Source organism: Nocardia sp. CA-107356, assembly GCF_050946365.1.
Classification (GTDB): Bacteria; Actinomycetota; Actinomycetes; order Mycobacteriales; family Mycobacteriaceae; genus Nocardia.
Window position 1 is genome coordinate 6598712 of sequence record NZ_CP191992.1, and the last position, 23139, is coordinate 6621850.

Sequence of the window (23139 nt, forward strand, 5' to 3'; positions counted from 1 at the left end):
CGACCGGGTTGGCGATATGCGACGGATCCGAGGGCTCGAGCGAGCGACACCGCCGGAGTACGGATTCGGGGGGCCTGCGCACCCCGGCGGTGATCGACACACTGCCACCCCACTCGTGACCACACAACGATCGCTCGGCAGTGAAGCTCACTGCTATTGCGAACCGAGACGCTGATGTTCCCAGGGCGAAACAGGCGCCTCGACAAGCACGAATTCGGCTGGATCGTCGACACTGCGGCACTAACCGAACCAGAAGGTTCCCGGTGGTTGCCGCCCTCAGGAAGCTCGGTCCGACGCCTCGGGTTCCTGTACGAGTCTGTCGGCCATGGTGGACGTGATGAACTTGGGGATCGTGGGGGCGAAGAGTTTGAGGTAGGAGTCCATCCAGTCGTGGCGGGTGTTGAGGAATGGGAAGTCGGTGGGGGCCATATAGCGGACGGCGAGCATGGGTAGTGGCGCGTCGAGTGCCGGGAAGTCCGGGTTGTGCAGCCCCGGGGTGGTGCACCCCGGATAGAACTGACCGAGCATCAGACCCTTTTCGACGAACCGAGACTTCTGGTCCTGTTGAATATCGTCGATGTCGGAGTATTCGGTGAGGTTGGGGAATACCGCGAGGACCGCCTTCGATTTGGCATCGGGTTCGCCCTGGGGTGGCAGGGCGGGGAACAAGTCGTACAGATCGTCGATGATCGCGGCTATGCGGTCGGCATCGATGGAACGACTGTCGAAGGCGGCCCAGATGAACTGGTTCCGGACGGCACGGTTGGTGTAAGGACAGACGGCCCCGGTTCGGCCGAGTTCGGGGTGCGGTCGGCACAGATATTCGACCGTCCACCGCTGTAGTTCGGCGGCGCAGGGATGCATAGCGCTGCGGGTCGCCTCATCGGTAGCGAATAGGTTCACTGGTTCGACGCCGGAGCGGGTCCCGACGATTTGGGAGGTGGTCATGATCGGCCTGTCCTTCCGGATGTGGTGGACCCCGGTTGCATGCTGCGGGCAGAGCGGAAGTGCTCGGTGAGGACGAATCCGATCGCGCGAAGCGACTCGGGTTCGATCATCCGTTCGTGCCGGACCGGAATGGGGTGTTCGGTGATCCGGCCGGTGATGAGGTCGTTCCATGCGAGGGCCGGATCAGGGCCGCCGTCCGTATCGTCGGCGGCGCGGAAATAAATCAGATCACCGTCGAAGCGCGTCGGACGATGATGCCGGGTGAGGTCGACGAGCCGGGTGTAGTCGTCGCGCAGGGTCACCAGATGCTCGGGGGTGACGGCGGTGAAGAGTCCACCTTGCTGATGCAGCAGATCGGCCGCGGCCTCGGCGTTGAAATCGGCGGCGTCCGTCGGCATCGCGATTCCGCCGAACTCGGCAAGCATCTGCGTGAGCGTCGGGGTGGAAACGCGGACGGTGCTGGCGGTGACAACACGGGTGTCCATCATGGCCAGGGTGGCGACGGACTCGCCGTCGCGCCGGAGTCGGGCCGCGATCGCGTGTGCGATGGTGCCGCCGAGCGAGTAGCCGAGCAGGTGGTACGGGCCGTGCGGCTGGACAGTCCGGATCTCTTGGACGTAGCGCGCGGCGAGTTCGTCGAGCGTCTCGAACTCCGCGGTGGCATCGCTGAATGCCGGGGATTGCAGACCGTACACCGGGCGGTCCGGATCGAGGTGCTGCACGAGTCCGCTGAAACCCCAAGCCAATCCGACGGCCGGGTGGACGCAGAACAGCGGCGCCTCGGTACCGGCGGCACGTAGCGGGAGCACGACGGCGAGTACGTCGCCGGTGTCCTGTTCGTCGAGGCCGCGCAGGCGGGCGTCGATGCGGACGGCGAGCGTCGCCGGAGTCGGATCGGTGAAGATCCACTGAACCGGCACGGTCGCACCGGTCGACTCCACCAGCCGCGCCACCAATCGGGCGGCGGCCAGCGAGTTGCCTCCGATGGAGAAGAAGCCGTCGTCGACGCCGACTCGTTCGATGTCGAGGGTCTCGGCGAAGGCGTCGCAGACGGTGGCCTCGAGTTCGGTCGACGGCGCCCGGTACGGGGAGTGCCGCAGGTCGGGGCTCGGCAGCGCCTTGTAGTCGAGTTTGCCGGTTGCGGTGCGCGGCATCCGGTCGAGGGTGATGATGGCGGTGGGAATCATATGCGTGGGCAGACGGGTCGCGAGTTCAGTGGTCAATGTGGTGATATCCGGTGTGGTGTCGGGGGCGGGTACGACATAGCCGATGAGCTGGCGGGCGCCGTTGGGTCTGGTGTGGACGGTGACCGCTGCATTAGCTATATCGCGCCGGGTACGCAGCACCGTTTCGATTTCGCCGGGTTCGATGCGATGTCCGTGCATCGTCAACTGCAGATCGCTGCGTCCGATGAACCGCAGCGTGTGGTCGGCGGTCCAGGCGACGAGGTCACCGGTGCGATACATGCGTGTCCCGGGCGGCCCGTAGGGGTCGGGGACGAATCGGGCCGCGGTGGTTGCAGGTTGCCGGTGGTAACCGCGGGCCAGGCCCGGTCCGGACAGGTACAGCTCGCCGGGGACGCCGGGTGGGACGGGACGCAGTCTGCGGTCGAGTACCACGGCGGTGAAGCCGCGCACCGGGCCACCAATTGTCATCGGACCGTCCGCGTGCGCGGTCAGGGGAGCATCGGCGCAGCTCATGATCGTGTTCTCGGTGGCGCCGTAGGTGTTGATCACCGTGTGGCCCGGTGCCCATCGAGCGGCGAGGTCGGGCGGGCAGGTCTCGCCGCCGAGGATCAGCGTCCGGAGGGTGTCGAGCCCATCGGTGGGCAGCGATCCGAGCACAGTCGGGGTGAGCGCGGCATGGGTGACGTGTTCGGCCTCGATGACCTCGGCCAGTTCCGCGCCGGCGGCCACCGGTGTCGCGGTGAGGACCAGAGTTGCACCGGCCGCAGCGGCCGTGAGCCATTCGAGGATCGAGACGTCGAAGCTCGGCGAAGCGGCACCGAGTATGCGGCTCATCGGTGTGACACCGAACCGTTCCCGTGTTTCGGCGGCCAGATTCGCTATTCCGGCGTGGGTGACCACGACTCCCTTGGGAGTGCCGGTGGAACCGGAGGTGTAGATCAGGTAGGCAGGATGCTCCGGCCGTAGCGCGGTGGTGCGCTCGTGGTCGTCGATCGCGCTCGGCGTCGCCGCCTCCGTCGTCGCGGCGAAGGTGGGATCGTCGAGGTCGATCCAGCTGATCTCGCCCGGTAGCTGGTCTCGGTAGGTTCCGTGGGTCAGCCCGATGGCGGCGCCGGAATCGGTGAGAATGCCGGTGATCCGGTCGTGCGGATGGATGAGGTCGACTTGCACGAACGCGGCACCGGTCTTGGCGACCGCCCATACGGCGATCATGGCGTCGATGGAGCGCGGTAGGGCCACGGCCACCACCGATTCCGGTCCTACTCCCGCGGCGATCAGTACCCGCGCCCACCGGTTCGAGGTTTCGTCGAGCTCGCGGTAGGACAGCGTCGCCCTGGCACAGACCAGCGCCGCTGCGTCCGGCGAAGTCGCGGCCGCGTTCGCCAACACCTCCGGCAATACCAACTTCTCCGCGCCGGGGCGACCGCGGACGGGCACCAGCGTGGCTCGCTCGACGGGCGACAGCAGTTCCAGTTCGGTGAGCGGGAGGTCGATCCGCGCGGCGACGGTGTCGAGCACCCGCAGCACCCGGTCGGCGAGGGCGTCGATCTGGTGTTGGCCGAAGAGCTCCGGCAGGTATTTGAAGGTCAACTTCAAATGCGTGTCGTGATGGACGATCAGGCCGAGTGGATAGTGCGCGGCGTCTCGTCCCTGGACGTCGAGGACGTGCATTCCGGCGATATCGGTGTCTTCGGACAGCCCGGCCGAGTCGACCGGGTAGGACTCGAAGACGGTCACGGTGTCGAACATCGCGCCGGCACCGGTCAGCTGTTGGATTTGGGCCAGTCCGAGGTGGTGATGGTCGAGCAGCGCGACCTGTTCGGTTTGGATCCGCCGCAGCAGTTCGGCCAGGCTTTCGCGGTGATCGAGCCGGACCCGGACGGGCACGGTGTTGACGAACAGCCCGACCATCGATTCGATACCGGAGATATGTGCTGGACGTCCGGAGACCGTAGTACCGAAGACCACGTCTTCGCGGGCGGTCGCGCCGGCGAGCACGATCGCCCAGGCGGCTTGGATGACGGTGTTGAGCGTGGTTTCCTGCTGCTGGGCCACCGTGACCAGCGCCGCGGTGTGACTTTCGCTCAGCTGCACCTGGACCTCGCGCGGGGCGGTGGTGTTGCGGCGGGCGCGGTCGGCAGGAGCGAGCAGCGTCGGCGCAGTGATGCCGTCGAGTGCCCGCGTCCATGCGGCCTCCCCCGCGGCCTGATCCTGGGCCTTCAGCCACATCAGGTAGTCGCGGTAGGGACGGACCGAGGGCAGTGCGGTGGCGTCACCGTCGGTGGCGTAGAGCACCAGCAACTCTCGGACCAGCAGCGGTGTGGACCAGCCGTCGATCAGGATGTGATGCATGCTCAACAGCAGCCGGTACTGCTGGGGAGCGATGCCGATCAGCGTCAGTCGCAGCAGTGGCGCTGCGGTCATGTCGAATCGGCGATCGGCGGTCATGATCTGTTCGAGTGCGGCCGCGGTGTCCTCGTGTCCGGTCAGGTCGATCTCCGTGAACGGAACATCGACGGCGTGAGGCACTACCTGGACCGGTTCGCGGGCGCCGTCGCGTACGAAGGCGGTGCGTAAGTTCGGGTGTCGTTGGAGCAGGGTTTGGGCGGCGCGGCGCAGTCGGTCCGCGTCGACGACTCCGCCGAGTTCCACGCACAGTTGCACGATGTAGGCGTCGATGGCGTCGGTGGCGAGTTGGGCGTGGAACAGCAGTCCGGCCTGCAGTGGTGTGAGCGACCAGATATCGTCCAGCGCCGGATACCGAGTCTCGAGCCGGTCGATCGCGGGCTGATCGAGGTCGACGAGGCCGACATCGGAGGGTGTCAGCCCGCCGACACCGGGTCGGGACGCGTGGGTGGCCAGCGCTGTCACTGCCTCGCGCCACAGTTCGGCGATCTCGGTGACTTCGGTGTTGGTGAGCAGGCCGGTCGGGTAGTCCCAGGAGGCGGTCAGGGCGGGCCCGTCGGGGGTGTCGGTGGTTGCCGCGTTGATGCCGAGCACGGCTGCCGCGGCCGCGTCGGGGTTCTGGATGCCGCCGCCGTCGCTGTCGCCGCCGGCGGGCAGCCATCCGATATCGCGCATTTGCGCGGGGATGGTGTCGAAACGACCGAGGTAGTTGAAGCTGACCTGCGGCTCGGGTAGCCCACCCAGGATAGGGGCGGTATCGGTGTTGAGGTAGCGCAGCAGCCCGTAGCCGATTCCGCGACCTGGGACCTCGCGCAGTTGTTCCTTGACCGACTTGATCACCACTGCCGCGGCAGCACCGGCGGCGAACGCGTCGTCGATGTCGATGCCGGACAGGTCCAGGCGCACCGGGTAGGTGGTGGTGAACCAGCCGACCGTGCGGGTGAGGTCCGCGCCGGGCAGCACCGCGTCGTGACGGCCGTGGCTTTCGAGAGTGAGTAGCGCCTCGGTGCTGTCCTCGCCGTGGCGGTGACGCCATCGGGTCAGTGCCAGTGCGAGCCCGGCGATCAGGGCATCGTCGACATTGCCGTGGAAGGCTTGGGGCAGCGTGGTGAGCACCGCACGGGTCACCGCGGTCGGCAGTGTCACCTCGACGGTGGCGACGCTGGCCTGCACGTCCACGTCCGGGTCGAGCGGGCGGGCGCCGATCGGTGGATCAGCGGTATCGAGGGTGGATTGCCACCAGTCGAGTTCATCGAGGTGTTCGGCCGCGGTGCTCAGGCCGTGGGCCCAGCGTCGCATCGAGGTACCCACGGGCGCGAGCTGCGGTGGTTGCCCGGCACCGATCTGGGCCCACGCGGTCGCGAAGTCGGGAACCAGGATCCGCCACGACACCCCATCCACAACCAGGTGATGTACCAAAACGAGCAGCCGACCCGGCCGGTCGGCCCAGTCGAACCAGACCAGCTGCATCATGACCCCGGCTGCGGGGTCGAGGCGCTCGGCCGCAGCGTTCGCCTCCGCGTCGACGATCGCCGCGAAGTCGGCACTGTCCGGCTCCACTGCCACCGGCACACGCCGAATCAGCCCAGCGGCGCTCACCCCGGCGGTGCTCGCCTCGGTCGGCTGCACCTGTAGCGCCCATCCGGTCGGGTGGGTGGGGTCGGGGTGGAGTTGGGCGCGCAGCATGTCGTGGTGGTCGATCACCGCTTGCACGGTGGCTTCGATTCCGGACCTGTCGATGCCGGTCGGTAGGGTGAGCGTCACCCACTGGCTGAACCGGTCGTATCCGCCGCGTTCGAACATCCAACACATGATCGGCGTCAGCGGCACCGCTCCGACGCCGCCGCCGGGGAGCTCGGTCGGTAGGGCGATCGCCGCGGCACTGTCGCGGACAGCGATCTGGGCCAGTCCGGCGACGGTTTTGCGTTCGAACACCTCCCGTGTGGAGAACACCACACCGGCCGCCCTGGCCCGGGTAACCAACTGGATCGACATGATGCTGTCCCCACCCAGGGCGAAGAACGAATCATCGAGACCGACCGTGTCGATACCCAACACCTCAGCGAACAGCCCAGCCAGCGTCTTCTCCACATCGGTGACCGGTGCCCGGAACTCGGCGCGAGCCGAACTGAAATCCGGCACCGGTAGCGCGGCGCGGTCGAGTTTGCCGCTCTCGGTCACCGGCAGCGTGTCCAGCACCAGCACCGTCGCGGGCACCATGTGCGGGACCAACCGCTGTTCGACGAACGTGAGGACCGCGGAGGGGTCGAGGTCGACGCCCGGTTCCGGCACCACGTACCCGACCAACCGGTCACCGACAGCGGTGCCATGGTGCACGGTCGCCACGGCACGGGCGACATCGGGACAGGCCAGCAGGCCCGTTTCGACCTCGCCGAGTTCGATGCGGAAACCACGCAGTTTGACCTGGAAGTCGGCGCGGCCCACATAGTCCAGGGCCAGATTCCCCTGCGGTTGCCGCAGCCACCGCACCAGATCACCGGTCCGGTACATACGCTGCCCGGGCTCGGCGAACGGATCGGCAACGAACCGCGCCGCCGTCAAACCCATCCGGTTGCGGTAACCACGAGCCAGACCGGGACCGGTGAGATACAGCTCGCCCACAACTCCGACGGGCACCGGCCGCAACCGGGCATCGAGCACGACCTGCCCCACCCCGCGGATCGGCTCGCCGACCGTCACCGGCTCACCCGCCACCAGCGGCGCACTGGCGTCGGTCTGGATCGTTGCCTCCGCCGGACCATAGGTGTTGAAGAGTCTGCGGTCCGGCGCCCAACGCGAAACCAGTTCGGTCGAGGGCGCTTCACCGCCGACCACAACGGTCTCGAGGTGCTCCAGCCCGACCGGATCGACCGTCGCCAAGGCCGTTGGCGTGAGCGCGGCATGGGTGACGTGCTGGCTCGACAGGATCTGCGCCAGCTCGTTCCCGCCGTAGACGGTCGGCGGCGCGATGACCAGCCGACCACCCGAGGCGAACGCCCACAACAGTTCCAGCACCGCCGCATCGAAACTGGGCGACGCGACATGCAGGACACCCGCGTCCGGCCCGATGTCGAACCGCGAACATTGTTCGGTCACCAGGTTCGCCAGGCCCTGGTGCGTGACGACCACGCCCTTGGGCACGCCCGTCGAACCGGAGGTGTAGATCACGTATGCCGCCTGGTCGAGCCGGACCGGCCGCGTTCGCTCCGCATCGGTCACCGCCGCCGCCGACAACTCCCCCGCGTCGGCTGCATCGTCGAGGACCAACCAGCGCACCGATCCGGGGAATCGATCCCGCCACTGTGACAGCGTGATCCCCACCGCCACACCGGAATCGGTGAGCATGTGCTCGATGCGGCCGGTCGGATACTGCGGGTCCACCGGAACGAATGCCGCCCCCGACTTCGCCACCGCCCACACCGCAAGCACCGACTCGACCGACCGCGCCAACCCCACCGCGACATTGGTCTCCGGCCCCACACCCCGATCGATCAGCAACCGCGCCAACCGATTCGACTCCACATCGAGCTCGCCGTAAGTCCACTGCCGATCCTCGTACACCACCGCGACCGCCCCCGGATCCCGCTCCACAGTCGCCGCCAACAGTTCCGCAAGCGCGCGACCTGGCACCGGCGGGTTGCCCGAAACCGGTGTCAACTCCTGGTATTCCGCGGGAGTGAGCAGGTTGAGCCGAGCCAGCGGTAGATCCGGGTCGGCGGCCATGATGTCGAGCACGCGCAGCACCCGCTGCAAGGTCGCCTCGACCGTGTCGTGGTCGAACAGCTCGGGCAGATACTTGACCTTCAGATGTAGCCGGGTGTCGACGTGTGCGACCAATCCCAGTGGATAGTGCGCGCCGTCCACGCCCGTGACGTCGACGACTCGCATGCCCGCGATATCGGTATCCGCGGTCAGCCCGAAACGATCGACCGGGTACGACTCGAACACCGTCATCGTGTCGAACACCGCTGCTGGCCCGGCGACCCGCTCGATTTCGGTGAGACCGACGAACTGGTGATCGAGCAGAGCCGCCTGTGCCGTCTGGATCCGGTCGAGCAGCTGTCCCAGGCTCTCAGCGGCATCGAGACGCACACGCACCGGCAGCGTGTTGATGAACAGTCCGATCATCGATTCGATGCCCGCGAGCTGCGGAGACCGCCCGGACACCGCGGCACCGAAGGTCACATCGTCGCGGGAAGTCAACGACCCCAACACAATTGCCCAGGACAGCTGGATCACGGTGTTGAGGGTGACCCCACGGGTCCTGGCAAGGTGGTTCAGCGCCGCGGTCTGCTCCTCGGTCAACTCGCCGAGCACATGGCGTGATTCGGTGTAGCGGCGACCGGGATCGGCTTGCGCCACCAGGGTCGGCTCCTCGGCGCCGTCGAACGCATCGGCCCAGGCATCGAGCGCCGCAGGCAGGTCCTGCCCCGCGATCCAGGCCAGGAAGTCTCGGTAGGGGCGGACTTCGGGCAGCAGCGTGGCATCGCCGTCGGTGGCGTATAGCACCAGCAGCTCCTTGAGGAGCAGCGGTGTCGACCAGCCATCGAGCAGCAGGTGATGATTGGTCAGCACCAGCCGGTAGCTCTCCGGCCCCGTGCCGACCAGCATCCAGCGCAGCAGCGGCGCACGAGCCGGATCGAAGCGGGTTGCCCGGTCCGCAGCAAGCAGCACCTCCCACTCGTGCTCGCGTGCACTGTCATCGAGCCCGGACAGGTCAACCTCCGACCAGGACGCCTCGACATCTTCCAGGACCACTTGCACCGGCCCGGCACCGATGGCGTCGAAGGCGGTGCGCAGATTCGGGTGTCGGTCCAGCAGCATTTGTCCGGCTCGGCGCAGCCGCTCCAGATCGACGCGTCCGCGCAGCTCGAGGACCAGTTGGGTCAGGTAGGCGTCCACCGACTCCTCGGACACCATCGCGTGGAACAGCAACCCCTCCTGCAACGGCGTCAACGGCCAGACATCGCTCAACCTCGGATACCGGTCCTCGAGCCGCTCGATTTCGGCCTGCCCGAGCCGGACCAGATCCAGATCCGACGGCGTCCGTCCACCGCTACCGGCATGGCGGGCATGAGTCGCCAACGCGGTCAACGCCCGGCACCACGACTCCGCCACCGCGGAAACCTCGTCGGCGGTGAGCACGCCGTCGGGATACGACCACGTCGCCCGCAACCGCTGCCCGTCTCCGTCATCGCGGGTGCAGGCATTGACGTCGAGCACCGCCGACACCGGCATATCCGGATTCTGCGCACCGGAGAGCTCGCCGCCACCCAGGTCGCCGCTGCCTGCGACCGGCAGCCAGCCGACCGCCGACATCCCTTCGGGAACCCCTGTCGAGATGCGGCCCAGGTAGTTGAAGGCGATCTGCGGCTGCGGCAGCGCGGCGAGTGTCGGGCCGGTGTCCTGGTTGAGGTAGCGCAGCAGGCCGTAGCCGATCCCGTGGTCGGGGATAGCGCGATGCTGTTCCTTGACGGACTTGACCGCCGCGCCCATGGCGGGCCCACCCGCGTACGCGTCGTCGAGATCGATGCCCGACAGATCCAAACGCACCGGGAAACCCGTGGCGAACCAGCCGACCGTCCGGGTCAGGTCCGCGCCCGGAACGACGCCTTCCTCCCTACCGTGTCCTTCGAGACCGATCAGCACATCGCTGAGCTCGGTGGTCTCCGGCTGGCGGTCGCGCCGCCACTTCGTCACCGCCACCGCTAGCGCGGCCAGCAGCCCGTCGCCCACCCCGCCGTGGAATATGGCGGGCACCTTAGTCAATAGCGCCTCGGTCACCTCGGGGGACAGCTCGACCTCGACCGTGCGGGCGGTGGCGGCCACGTCGATCGCGGGGTCGAGGGGTCGGGACCCGATCATCGGATCGGGGCCGGCGGCCATCGCGCGCCACAGCTCCAACTCCGCTGCCCGCTGCGGGCTGTGGGCGGCCTCGACCAGCCCGTGCACCCATCTGCGCATGGATGTCCCGACCGGCGCGAGTTCGGCAGGCTCGCCGGACTCGATCCGCGCCCCCGCGAGCACGAGGTCCGGTACCAGCACTCGCCAGGAAACCCCGTCGATCGCGGAATGATGCACCAGCATCAGGACCCGGCCCGGTTCCGCCGTGTCCACCGGATCGAACCAGACCAGCTGCATCACGATCCCGGCACCCGGATCGAGCCGATCCGCCGCCGCCGTCAACTCCGCCGCCGCCAACATCCGGAACTCGCTGCTTTCCGGCGACGCGTCCATCGGCACCCGATGGATCAGGTCGTCGGCGCGAATCATGCCGATCGGCAGCGCTTCCCACGTCCAGCGCCCGTCGTCGTCGCGAGACAGTCGCGCGCGCAGCATGTCATGCCGATCGAGCACCGCCTGCACCGTGCTCGCCATCCGCGACTGGTCGATCCCGGCAGGCAGACCCAGCAGCATCGCCTGCGAGAAACGACCGAAACCCGACGCGGACCGCTCGAGCATCCAATGCATGATCGGCGTCAGCGGTACCGGTCCCACACCCCCGCCGGGCAGTTCCTCAGGCAAGGCGGCCGCAGTGCTGTCGTGCGCGGCGACCTGGGCGAGTCCGGCGACGGTCTTGCGTTCGAACACATCGCGTGCGGAGAACGTCACACCGGCTGCCCTGGCCCGAGTCACCAACTGGATCGACATGATGCTGTCGCCGCCCAGGGCGAAGAACGAATCATCCAAACCGATCGCCTCGGTGCCGAGTATGTCGGCGAACGCTTGCGCGATGAGGTGTTCGATCGGTGTGTGCGGTGCTCGGAAGGGTTTGTCGGCAAGGAAGACCGGATCCGGCAGTGCCTTTCGGTCGAGTTTGCCAACTGGTGTGAGTGGGATGCGGTCCAGGACCATGATCGAGGACGGCACCATGTAGGACGGCAGCCGGTCGGTCAGGTAGTCGGCCAACGATGCGGTATCGATCGTTTGCCCTGGTGCGGCAACGACATAGGAGACCAGTGATTGGGTACCTGCGTCGTTACGATGACCGACAGTGACGGCATAGGCGACGGTTTCGTGGGTAGCCAGAGCGGTGTCGATCTCACCGAGTTCGATACGTAGACCACGGATCTTGACCTGGAAATCGGACCGACCCAGATGCTGGATCGCACGGTCGTTGGTCCAGCGGACGATGTCTCCGGTGCGATACATGCGCTTGCCGGGCATCCACGGGCAGGCGACGAAACGCTCCGCCGTCGTAGTCGCCCGATGATGGTATCCGCGCGCGAGCAGATCACCCGCGACATACAACTCACCCGCCACACCTGCCGGAACAGGCTGCAGCCGCTGATCCAACACCCATACGGAGGCACCGGGAAATGGCTTTCCGATGGTGACCAACTCACCCACCGCTATCGGGGAGGTCAGTGTCGCGGCAATGGTGGTTTCGGTTGGCCCGTACTCGTTGAACAGCTTCCGGTCGCCGCCCCAGCGTTCGACCAAGTCGGTGCCGTAGTCCTCACCACCGACCATCAGATACTTCAGATCCGGTAGCGGCCAACGGGTGTGGTCGATGGTGGACAGTGTCGAAGGGGTGATGAAGGCGTGGCTGATGTGTTCACGGTCGAGTAGTGCGGCGAGTTCGTCGCCGCCGTAGACATCGGTGGGTGCGATGACCATGGTCGCGGCCGCGCTGAGCGCGCACAGCAACTCCAGTACCGACACATCGAAGCTGGGTGAAGCCAAATGCAAGGTGCGGGAGCTGGATTCGATATCCATCGCATCCCGGTGGGCCGCGGCGCAGTTGCCGAGTCCGCGGTGGGTGACCGCGACGCCTTTGGGTATTCCGGTTGATCCGGAGGTGTAGATGACGTAGGCGATATCGTCGATATGCAGTGGACGTACCCGGTCGCTGTCGGTGATCGGACCGCTGTCCGCCACGTCGAGCTCGTCGAGTAGCAGCCAATCGGTATCGGGTAGTTGTGCGCGTACGGATGTCACAGTCAGACCGGTCGTTGCTTTGGCATCGGTCATCATGTGGGTGATGCGTTCGGCCGGGTGGGTCGGGTCGATCGGCAGGAACGCCGCCCCCGTTTTGGCGACCGCCCAGACCGCGAGCACCGAATCCACCGAACGTGGAATACCGATCGCGACAACATCTTCCGGGCCGATGCCACGTCGAATCAGCTGTCGTGCCAGTCGGTTGGAGCGTTCGTCGACCTCTCGGTAGGTCAACGCCTGTCCGTTGAACACGAGCGCGGTGGCGTCGGGATCGAGCGCGGCCGCCGCGCTCATCAGGGCGGGCAGCGTGGTGGGTGTGGCTGCGGGAGCGCCGGAGCGGGTCAGCAGATCGGTTCGTTCGGTGGGTTCGAGTACGTCGATCGCCCCGACCGCGTTGGTGGGGTCGGTGGCGACCGATTCCAGTATCCGAATCCATCGATGCGTAACCGATTCGATGGTTGTGGCGTCGAATAGGTCGGTGGCGTAGGTGACCGCGATGGTCATCTCGCCGCTGTCGTGGTCTTGCGAGAGGATGAATTGCAGGTCGAACCGGGAGACCTCGGTGGGTAGATCGAGTACCGACAGTTCGAGGTCGGGCAGTTGCAGTGTTACCGGTTCCAGGTTTTGGAACGCCAGCATCACTTGGAACAGGGGGTGTCGTGCTTGGGAGCGTTGCACACCGAGTTTGTCCACGACCTGTTCGAAGGGGACGTCGGCGTGTTCGAAGGCGTCGAGATCAGTTTGTTTGGTCCGGGCGAGGAGGTCGGTGAACGATTGCGCGGGATCGATGTCGGTGCGCAACACCAGTGTGTTGACGAACATGCCGATCATGTCGTCGAGAGCGGCCACACCGCGTCCGGCGATCGGTGTGCCGATCGCAATGTCGGTGGTGCCGCTCAACCGGGCGAGTAGGACCGCCAATGCGGCGTGGATCGCCATGAACAACGACGAATTATGTTGCCGCGCGTACTGTTGCAGCGTGCGCACGAGTTCGGCGGGTATCGAGTAGTTGACTGTGGCGCCTTGGTTCGACATCACCACCGGTCGCGGCCGGTCGAACGGTAGAGGTAGTTCCTCGGTAACACCGTGCAGTGTGTCGGTCCAGTATCGGATCTGTTCGGCGCTCAGCGATTGCGGATCCTCGGGTGCGCCGAGAGCAGCTTGTTGCCACAGTGCGTAGTCGGCGTACTGGACCGGTAGCGGTGTCCACGCCGGGGCCGCACCATGGATCCGGGCGGCATAAGCAGTCGCCACATCACGAGCCAACGGTGTCATCGAGAAACCATCCGCGGCGATATGGTGCACCACGACAGCAAGAACGTATTCCGGGTCCTCACCGCCGACACGGAACAATCGGGCACGCGCGGGCGCTTGGATACTCACATCGAAACCTTCGGTCACGAATTCGGTGACCGTCTCCACCAACTGGTTCGGTGCGACCGGTACCACGATCAGCTCGCGGTCCACGTTCTCGACCGGCTCGACCTGTTGGATCAACATGCCATCGTGATCGGGGTACCGGGTTCGCAACACTTCGTGTCTAGCGAGCACGTCGATGACCGCCGAGTGCAGGGCCTCGATGTTCAACTCCCCGCGCAGCCGAATAGCGATCGGCATGTTGTATGCCCCTGATGCGGTGTCGTACTGATTGAAGAACCACATCCGTTGCTGGGCCGGCGCCAACGGCACGAGATCAGGACGCGGCCTAGCGATCAGTGGTGGGCGGCGTCGTCGCGTGCCGGCATGCTGATCGATGCGGGTGGCGAGTTCGGCGACCGTGGACGCCTCGAACAACAGCCGCACCGGAACCTCGGCATCCAACGCGGACCCCAGTCGCGCCGCGACCCGAGTCGCGACCAAACTGTCCCCGCCCAGCGCGAAGAACGAATCATCGAGACCGATCGTGTCGATCCCCAAAACATCGATGAACGCCCGAGCAATGACGTGTTCGGTTGGAGTGTGCGGTGCCCGGAACGGTTTGATATCGGTGAAAACTGGCTTCGGCAATGCCTTTCGATCCAGTTTGCCTACCGGTGTGAGTGGGATACGGTCCAACACCATGATCGAGGACGGCACCATATAAGACGGCAACCGGTCGCTCAGGTAATCGGCCAACAATCCGGTATCGATCGTTTGCCCCGAAGCGGCGACAACATAAGAAACCAACGACTGGGCACCCGCGTCGTTGCGATGACCGATCGTGACCGCGTAAGCGACGGTTTCATGGGTAGCCAAAGCAGTATCGATCTCACCGAGTTCGATACGCAGACCACGGATCTTGACTTGGAAGTCGGATCGGCCGAGGTGTTGGATTGTTCGGTTGGTGGTCCAGCGGACGATGTCTCCGGTGCGATACATACGCTGGCCGGGCATCCACGGACACGCGACGAAACGCTCCGCCGTCGTAGTCGCCCGACGATTGTATCCGCGCGCGAGCAGATCACCCGCGACATACAACTCACCGGCTACACCCGTCGGAACGGGCTGCAGCCGCTGGTCGAGTATCCAGATCGAGGCTCCGCAGATCGGGCGCCCGATGGTCACCAGTTCGTCTGCGGTCATGGGCGAGGTCAGTGTCGCGGCAATGGTGGTTTCGGTTGGACCGTACTCGTTGAGCACGACGCGATCGACGCCCCAGCGTTGGACCAGTTCGGTGCCGTAGTCCTCGCCGCCGACCATCAGATACTTCAGATCCGGTAGCGGCCAACGCGTGTGGTCGATGGTGGACAACGCCGAGGGGGTGATCAGGACGTGGCTGACATGTTCGCGGTCGAGTAGTGCGGCGAGCTCGTCGCCGCCGTAGACATCAGTGGGTGCGATGACCATGGCCGCGCCGCCGAGCAGTGGCAAGACCGTTTCCAATACCGAGACATCGAAGCTGGGTGAAGCCAAATGCAGTGTGCGGGAGCGAGATTCGATGCCCATGGAGACGCGGTGTGCCGCGGCGAAGTTGCCGAGTCCGCGGTGGGTGACCGCCACGCCCTTGGGCAGCCCGGTCGATCCGGAGGTGTAGATGACATAGGCGATATCGTCGATATGCAGTGGACGTACCCGGTCGCTGTCGAGGACAGACCGGTCGCCGCCTGTGTCCAAGGTGTCGTCGGCTGAGTCGAGGTCGTCCGAAATAAGCCAGTCGGTGCTGTCGGGTAGTTGTGCGCGTACGGATGTCACGGTCAAACCGACCGCTGCCTTGGAATCGGTCATCATGTGGGTGATGCGTTCGGTGGGGTGGGTCGGGTCGATCGGCAGGAACGCGGCTCCCGTTTTGGCGACTGCCCAGACCGCGAGCACGGAGTCCGCCGAGCGTGGAATGCCGATCGCGACAACGTCTTCGGGTCCGATGCCGCGTCGAATCAGCTGTCGTGCCAATCGGTTGGAGCGTTCGTCCAACTCCCGGTAACTCAACGCCTGTCCGTCGAACACGATCGCGGTGGCGTCGGGGTCGAGCGCGGCCGCCGCGCTCATCAGGGCGGGCAGCGTGGTCGGTGCGGCCGCGGGAGCACCGGAGCGGGTCAACAGATCGGCTCGCTCGGCGGGCTCGAGCACATCGATCGTCCTGACCGCAACAGTGGGATCGGCGGCGATCGACTCCAGAATCCGAATCCACCGATGCGCGACCGAATCAATCGTCGCGGCATCGAACAGATCCGTGGCATAGGTGACCGCAACGGTCATATCGCCACTGTCATGATCCTCCGACAGGATGAATTGCAGGTCGAATCCAGGCGTTTCGTCGCTCGGGTCGACCATCGGCCGCTCGAGATCGGACAGGGCCGACCCCACCGACTCCTGATTCCGCAACGCCAACAGCACCTGAAACAGCGGATGCCTGGACTGGGACCGCTGCGGCACCAACTGGTCCACCACCTGCTCGAACGGCACGTCGGCGTGCTCGAACGCGTCCAGATCGGCTTGTGCGATCCGGCCGAGCAGTTCGGTGAACGATTCAGCGGGATCGATGTCGGTGCGCAACACCACGCGCGCCGCGGCACCGTCCCCGGTGACCGGTGTGCCGATCGGAATGTCGGTGGTGCCGCTCAACCGGGCGAGCAGGACCGCCAACGTGGCATGGACCGCGGTGAACAGTGACGAATTACGCTGCCGCGCAAACCGTTCCACCCTCCGAACCAACTCCGCATGCAGCGCGTAGCTCGCCGTGGCCGTTCGATTCGACGACACCACCGGCCGCGGCCGGTCGAACGGCAACGCAAGGTTCTCGGGCAGATCCGCCAACGTAGCCCGCCAGAACGCCAGATCCTCACGGCGACGACGAATCCGAGCGCCCTCACCGACACTGTCGGGGTGAACCCGCTCGATAGCAACGTCGGGTGCGGCGGCGAACGCGTCGAGGAACTCCCCGAACCTGACGCAATGCGCCGACAGTTCAGCATCGCTATAGAGGTTGGGATTGGCCAGAAAATGCAGAATCGTCCGCGCCGGCTCCCCCGTCTGATACAAGTCGATCAACACATCATCGACCGGCCCCGAACTCAGGATATGAAACTCCCCCAGTATCGATCCGAACCGGATCTCCTGATGGAAGAACATCACATTCACCACCGGACCCGCGAAACGCCGCTGCCCACCGTGAAATCCTGCAGCAGCACGAATATCGGTCAACCCACACCGTTGATGCCGCAACGCACCCACCAGATCCGACTGCACCCGCCGCGTCAACATCGCCGCGGTATCACCCCGATCCAACACAACCCGAAGCGGTACAACATTGACGAACATCCCACCCGAGCGCCGCAACACCGCGTTCGTGCGACCCGACACAGGAATATTGACCACGACCTCGTCTCGACCGGTCATCCGCGCCAGATAACAACCGAACGCCGCCATCACCACCGCAGCCGGACTCGCATCCACCACCTTCGCGCAACGCTCGATCCGCGCCACCGTCACCGACGACAACTCAGCCTTGGCGACCCTACTGTCCGCACACGCAGGCGCATGCCCAACAACCAGACCCGACTCCTCCCCGACACCAGACAACTTGTTCAGCCAATACTCCCGATCCACCGCGAACCGCTTCGACTCCCGATAATCACGATCGGCCTCGTACAGCGCACGCACATCCGCCGCATGATTCGGCTCCACCGCCGTACCCCCGACCGCCGCCGTGTACAACGCCGCGATCCGGTTCACGATCATCATCCCCGCGTAACCATCCAACGCGACATGATGAATCCTGGTGTACAGCAGAAAATGCTGATCCCCGACCCACACGATCGCCGTACCCACCAACCGATCCACCGTCATCTCCAGCGGCCTGGTGTACTCCCGACGCATCCACTCCACACCCGCCGCAACCGGATCGGGCTCACCACGCACATCAATCACCGGCGCCATGTCCTCGAGCGAGGGATCGAACACCTGAAACGGCTCACCATCAACCTCGACCAACCGCAGATAACCCGACTGGAACTCCAGACCAGCCCGAACCGACACCTCACGCAACACATCGACATCGAGATCCCCACACAACTCGATGTACTGCGCCTCAGAAATCGGCACATCCGGACTCAACTTCTGCGCCAACCACAACCCCCGCTGCCCAGCAGACAACGGCACCAACCCTGTCGCTGGCGCGTCCGGCTCGGCATCTCCGCTCAACCCCTGGTCGGGATGAAACTGTGGTCGCGAAGCGGTCATTTGGCCTCCTCCAGCCCCGACCACAGCCAGTCCAAGTCGAATGGATTGCGTGTTTGTACCCGGCGTCCGGAATTCGACGGCGAAATAATCACAGAATTCATCAAGGCAATTGGCGGCATACCTTGACTATCGCGGGATCCCGCCGTGGCGTATCAGATGCCGAATGAAAACCGGTGTCACGCAGGAACCTTCGCCCCTCGTTTCGCCGACTGAATACGCATATGTCAGTGACTTTTGTCTTGTATATAGTCGACCGAATCGCGTTCTCGAATTTCACAAATCAGCATAATTTACCCAGGTTCGTTAACGCATTATCTTCGCATCGCGATTCTCGAATTCTCGCCGGAACCCGGGAACTGTACGGCGTGGTCCGCCACTTTTCGATCCGCCGGTGCCCCATCGCCCGTGGCGTCGTTCACGTCGGGGCTGCACCTGGGTGGCGGCGAGCAGATAACCCACCATCCGACGCAAGACATGACATCTAGGACCTGTGCCGAAGTGACTTGGGGTGATATCGCCGCGGCAGAGTCCGGCTCGCGACCCTGTGACCGGTGTAAGTTGTCGCGGGCGGTTTGACGGTGCCCAGGATCTCGGGAGACCGTTCCACCCCGAGCGCAGGAAGACGGGACACCCGGGTCCGACGTTTGTACAGGCGGATGCGAAAACCGCTTTTATTAGCTGTACGCCGCACGTATACCAGTGGAATGCATATAGGAATCGTGGGCTTGTTGCGGGGTCTGTACATGGCCGAGTGGGCACAGCGGATCGGGATCGAGGTGGTCGCGATCTGTGACCGTGATTCGGAACGCCTGGCCGCCGCGCGCGCGGAATTTCGGGCGGCCCGGGCGGCCGAGGACTGGCCGGAATTGTTCGACGCCGGTCTCGATGGTGTTGTGCTCGCCAATGATTTCGACGCACACGCAGTGTTGGCCATCGCGTTCCTCGATCGCGGGATCCATGTACTGTCGGAGACGGCGGCCTGTGTGTCCGAGGAGGAGGGGCGTCGACTCATCGCCGCGGCCGAGCGGTCGACGGCGACCTATTCGTTCGCGGAGAATTACGCCTTCCATCCACACACTCGGCTGCTCCGAGAGTCGGTGGATTCCGGGGAGCTGGGCGGTATTGCGTTGGTGGAGGCCGACTACCTGCACAGTCTGTCACCCGAGGACACCGCCGCGCTCATCGGCGATCCAGCCCACTGGCGTGGCCGCATCGCGCCGACCGCCTACTGTACGCATACCGTCTCGCCGCTGCTGGAGCTCACCGGAGCATGGCCGGTCGAGGTCAGCGCCTTCCCGGTCGGTCCAGGTGGCGACCGCCCCGCCGCCGTGGTGCTGGCGATCCGGCTCTCCGACGGCACCCTGGCCCTGGCCCGCCACGGTTTCCTCGCCGGGGAAACGGGCAGTCACTGGAGCTGGTTCTCTGTGCGCGGCGCTCACGGCCTGGCCGAATCTATCCGTGCCACAGGCGAAGATGCTTGGTCGGTGCGAGTGCGCAAGGAAGGCTGGGCACAGGCCGACGGGCAGCTGCGCGAGGAGATCCGCGTACCGGTTCCTTACCTTGTGAACGACGAACCGATCGACCGTATGGCCGAGGGCACCGTCGCAGTGCTCGAAGGGTTCCGTGCCACCGTGGAACGCGGCATACCCCCGCTCATCCCGGTGCGTCCCGCCGTCGCGGCATCACTGGTCGGCGTGGCGGGCGCGGAATCGCTCGCGAAGGGCTCCGGACCTGTTCTCGTTCCGGATGTGTCCGCCTAGGTTCTGTGTCGGAGTGGGGTTGATCGTTCCCCTGCCCAACGTCCGCTGAGTTGATCGGTCGAAGCATTCTATGCCATGTCACGTTGCATAGAGCACCTCACCGCTCGGCCGCCTCCGCGTCGACCGCCCGCAGCGACTTGCCAGAGGTCTCCTTCGCAAAGCCCACCGCAATGACCGAGATCGTTGCCGCCGCAACCAGATACAGGGAGATCGGGACCGAGCTGTGGAATCGGTTGAGCAAGCTGATGGCGATCAGCGGCGCCAGTGAGCCTGCCAGAATCGGTGCGACCTGATAGCAGAACGACAGCGCCGTATACCGGATGCGGGTCGGAAACATCTCGGTCATGAGCGCGGAATACGGTGCGTAGGTGAGTGATTCGATGGCCAGCCCCAGCGTGATCGCGGCGATGATCACCGCGTAGTTGCCAGTGTCCATCATCGGGAAGGCGACGAATCCCCATCCGGCCGTGAGTACGGCGCCGGTGAGATAGACCGGCCTGCGGCCGATCAGATCCGACAGCAGTCCGGCGGCCGGGATCAGAAAGAAGTGCAGTAGGTGCGCTGCCAGCATCAACGCCAGGATCGGCGCGGTGTCCACTTTCACGACGAGCTTGAGATAGGTGATCGAGAAGGTCACCACGATGTAGTAGAGGATGTTCTCGGCGAACCGGGCTCCGATGCCGATCAGCACTTCGCGTCGATGGAAGCGCAGCACCTCGACGATGCCGAGCGAGCGACGCTGATCCGCCTCGATCTCCGCCTGCGCCTCGACGAAGATCGGCGCGTCATCGACGCTGGACCGCACCCAATAGCCGACGATCACAACGACGGCCGACAGCCAGAAGCCGATGCGCCAACCCCACGACAGGAACTGCTCGTCGGACAGATTCGCCGACAGCACCAGCAGCACGACGGTCGCGAGCACATTCCCGAGCGGCACGCCCGCCTGCGGCCAACTGGCCCAGAATCCGCGGCGATGATCCGGACTGTGCTCACTGACCAGTAGCACCGCCCCGCCCCATTCGCCACCGAAGGCGAAACCTTGGATCAAGCGCAACGTCACCAGCAGGATCGGCGCCAAGTATCCGATGGCATCGAAGGTCGGCAGACAACCCATGAGGAAAGTGGTGATGCCGACGACGACCAGGCTGAGCTGCAGCAACGCCTTACGTCCGATGCGGTCGCCGAAGTGCCCGAAGAGCAGTCCACCGAAGGGACGAGCGAGAAATCCGACCGCGTACAGCGCGAATGCGGCGATGATCCCGTCGACGGCGTTGCCGCTGGACCGGAAGAAGACCTCGCCGAATACGAGTGCCGAAGCGGTGCCGTACAGGAAGAACTCGTACCACTCGGCGACCGCGCCTGCCATGGCCGCAGCCACGACGCGGCGCAGCCCGGCCGGGGGCTTGGCAAGGTGTTGCGTCGTCGCGATGTCGTCGACAGCGGTCATGGTGTTCACCTTCGTCGGAGATCGAATGGCGTGTCGGGTGAACCGAGCACGCCGTGTCGGCGCCTCCGAGTTGTGGATACGGAAGGCGAAAAACCCGCACACTGTGCCGTGTGACATTGCACTATAGGGAAGTGATGGCGCTCACGCAAGTGGTTGCGTGGGCGCCGCCACATCCGCTAGCTTCAGTGCAATGTCACACGGCACTGAGTGGCAGGGGCGGCCGGGCGCTACCCGGACTCGAGCAGATGGAGGCTCTCATGCCCGAAACGACTACGTCGGCAGTAGACAAGCCCTGGCACGGGGTGTTGGTTGCGACGACCTTGCCGTTCACCGAGGACCTCTCGGTCGACTACGACGCCTATGCCGAACATGTGGCGTGGCTGGCGGCCAACGGTTGCCACGGCGTGAGCCCGAACGGCTCGCTCGGCGAATATCAGACCCTCGGTGACGAGGAGCGGGCCAAGGTCGTGACCACGGCCATCGCCGCCGCCCCTGCGGGATTCACGGTGATGCCCGGCATCGCGGCCTACGGGGCGCTGCAGGCGCGCAGGTGGGCCGAGCAGGCCGCCGAGGCCGGGGCGCATGCGGTAATGCTGTTGCCGCCCAACACCTATCGCGGCGGTCGGGATTCGATTCTTGATCACTATCGCACCGTGGCGCAGGTGGGGCTGCCGATCGTGGCGTACAACAACCCGATCGATACCCGCATCGACCTGACCCCGGACATCCTGGCCGACCTGCATGCCGAGGGCCTCATCGTCGGTGTCAAGGAGTTCACCGGCGATGTGCGCCGTTTCTACGAAATCAAGGAACTCGCCCCCGAACTTGATGTGCTCATCGGCTCCGACGATGTGGTGCTCGAGCTCGGTATCGCCGGCGCGGTCGGCTGGGTGGCCGGTTATCCGAATGCGATTCCGCAGGCGACGATGGAGCTGTACAACGCGTCGGTGAACCGGGACTTGGACAAGGCGCTGCCGCTGTATCGCGAGTTGCACAAGTTGCTGCGCTGGGATTCGAAGACCGAATTCGTGCACGCGATCAAGCTGTCGATGGATCTGGCCGGACGTCGTGGCGGTGCATGCCGCCCGCCACGGGTCCCGCTGGCGCCCGAGTTGGTCGCGAAGATCACCGCCGATACCCGCGATGTGCTCGCCAAGGGCCACCGGTAATCCCACCGTCTTCGGCGATCACGCCGATGACACCACCCGCGCACTGCTTGCCGCCGCAGCGGGGGCAGCCGGTCGGGTGCTCTGGAACTCATGGCCCACCGGGCTTTCGGTGACCAACGCGCAACAACACGGCGGACCCTATCCGGCCACCACCGCACCGGCGACGACGTCGGTGGGGACCGCGGCCATCATGCGCTTCCTGCGTCCGGTGGCGTTCCAGTCGGTGCCCGAGGAGCTGCTGCCGCCGCAGTTGCGCACCGACAACCCGCTCGGCGTGCCGTGATCGGTGAACAGGGCACGCGCGCAATGACTCTCGACTCGTCCGGTGCGGCGTCCCCGGTAGGAACCGACGTGCTGATCATCGGCAGCGGCATGATCGGATGTGCGCTCGCCGACCGGCTCACCCTCGACGGTGCTTCGGTGCGGGTCTGTGAGGCGAGCGAGTTGGCCTCCGGAACCGCACCGCACACGGCGAGGGCAACATAACGCCCGCTGCGGCACCGCGCACCACTGCGCTGGCGGGCGTTGTCCACGACCTTGCCCGAGCTGCGCTGCTTCCCAAGCAATCAGGTCGCTCAGCCGGTAGCGACGAAACCGACGGATACGGGCGAATCGAGGAC

Annotated in this window: 6 protein-coding genes and 1 pseudogene; 4 read left to right on the forward strand and 3 right to left on the reverse strand. The window is 65.4% G+C overall.

The genetic code is table 11. The annotated features are described in order from the left end of the window. Positions 1-276: 276 nt before the first annotated feature. Positions 277-948: a DUF6875 domain-containing protein gene (locus tag ACQP1G_RS29820; protein WP_433192893.1), complete on the reverse strand. Its 672-nt coding sequence runs from the start codon at positions 946-948 to the stop codon at positions 277-279. Further along, positions 945-18140, reverse strand: coding sequence for an amino acid adenylation domain-containing protein (locus tag ACQP1G_RS29825; protein WP_433192894.1), 17196 nt, complete (start codon positions 18138-18140; stop codon positions 945-947). Before ACQP1G_RS29825 ends, ACQP1G_RS29820 begins: the two co-directional genes overlap by 4 nt. A gap of 704 nt (positions 18141-18844) precedes the next feature. On the opposite strand from ACQP1G_RS29825, the gene ACQP1G_RS29830 reads away from it, so the two are divergent. After that, positions 18845-19900 carry a Gfo/Idh/MocA family protein gene (locus ACQP1G_RS29830; RefSeq protein WP_433192895.1) on the forward strand — a complete coding sequence of 352 codons (1056 nt, stop codon included), beginning with the start codon at positions 18845-18847 and terminating at the stop codon, positions 19898-19900. 97 nt (positions 19901-19997) lie between these two features. On the opposite strand, the gene abaF is transcribed toward ACQP1G_RS29830, so the two are convergent. Next, positions 19998-21350, reverse strand: a complete 1353-nt coding sequence (gene abaF / locus ACQP1G_RS29835) for a fosfomycin efflux MFS transporter AbaF (protein WP_433192897.1) — start codon at positions 21348-21350, stop codon at positions 19998-20000. A 257-nt stretch (positions 21351-21607) separates the two neighbouring features. On the opposite strand from abaF, the gene ACQP1G_RS29840 reads away from it, so the two are divergent. The 3 genes and pseudogenes from ACQP1G_RS29840 to ACQP1G_RS29850 all read left to right on the forward strand — a co-directional run bounded on the left by ACQP1G_RS29840 (position 21608) and on the right by ACQP1G_RS29850 (position 23005). Next, positions 21608-22519: a dihydrodipicolinate synthase family protein gene (locus ACQP1G_RS29840; RefSeq protein ID WP_433192898.1), complete on the forward strand. Its 912-nt coding sequence runs from the start codon at positions 21608-21610 to the stop codon at positions 22517-22519. 4 nt (positions 22520-22523) lie between these two features. Next, positions 22524-22802, forward strand: a pseudogene (locus tag ACQP1G_RS29845) (aldehyde dehydrogenase (NADP(+))); the annotation flags it as partial. A 23-nt stretch (positions 22803-22825) separates the two neighbouring features. Beyond that, positions 22826-23005, forward strand: a complete 180-nt coding sequence (locus tag ACQP1G_RS29850; protein ID WP_433192900.1) for an FAD-dependent oxidoreductase — start codon at positions 22826-22828, stop codon at positions 23003-23005. The last annotated feature ends 134 nt before the right edge of the window (positions 23006-23139 follow it).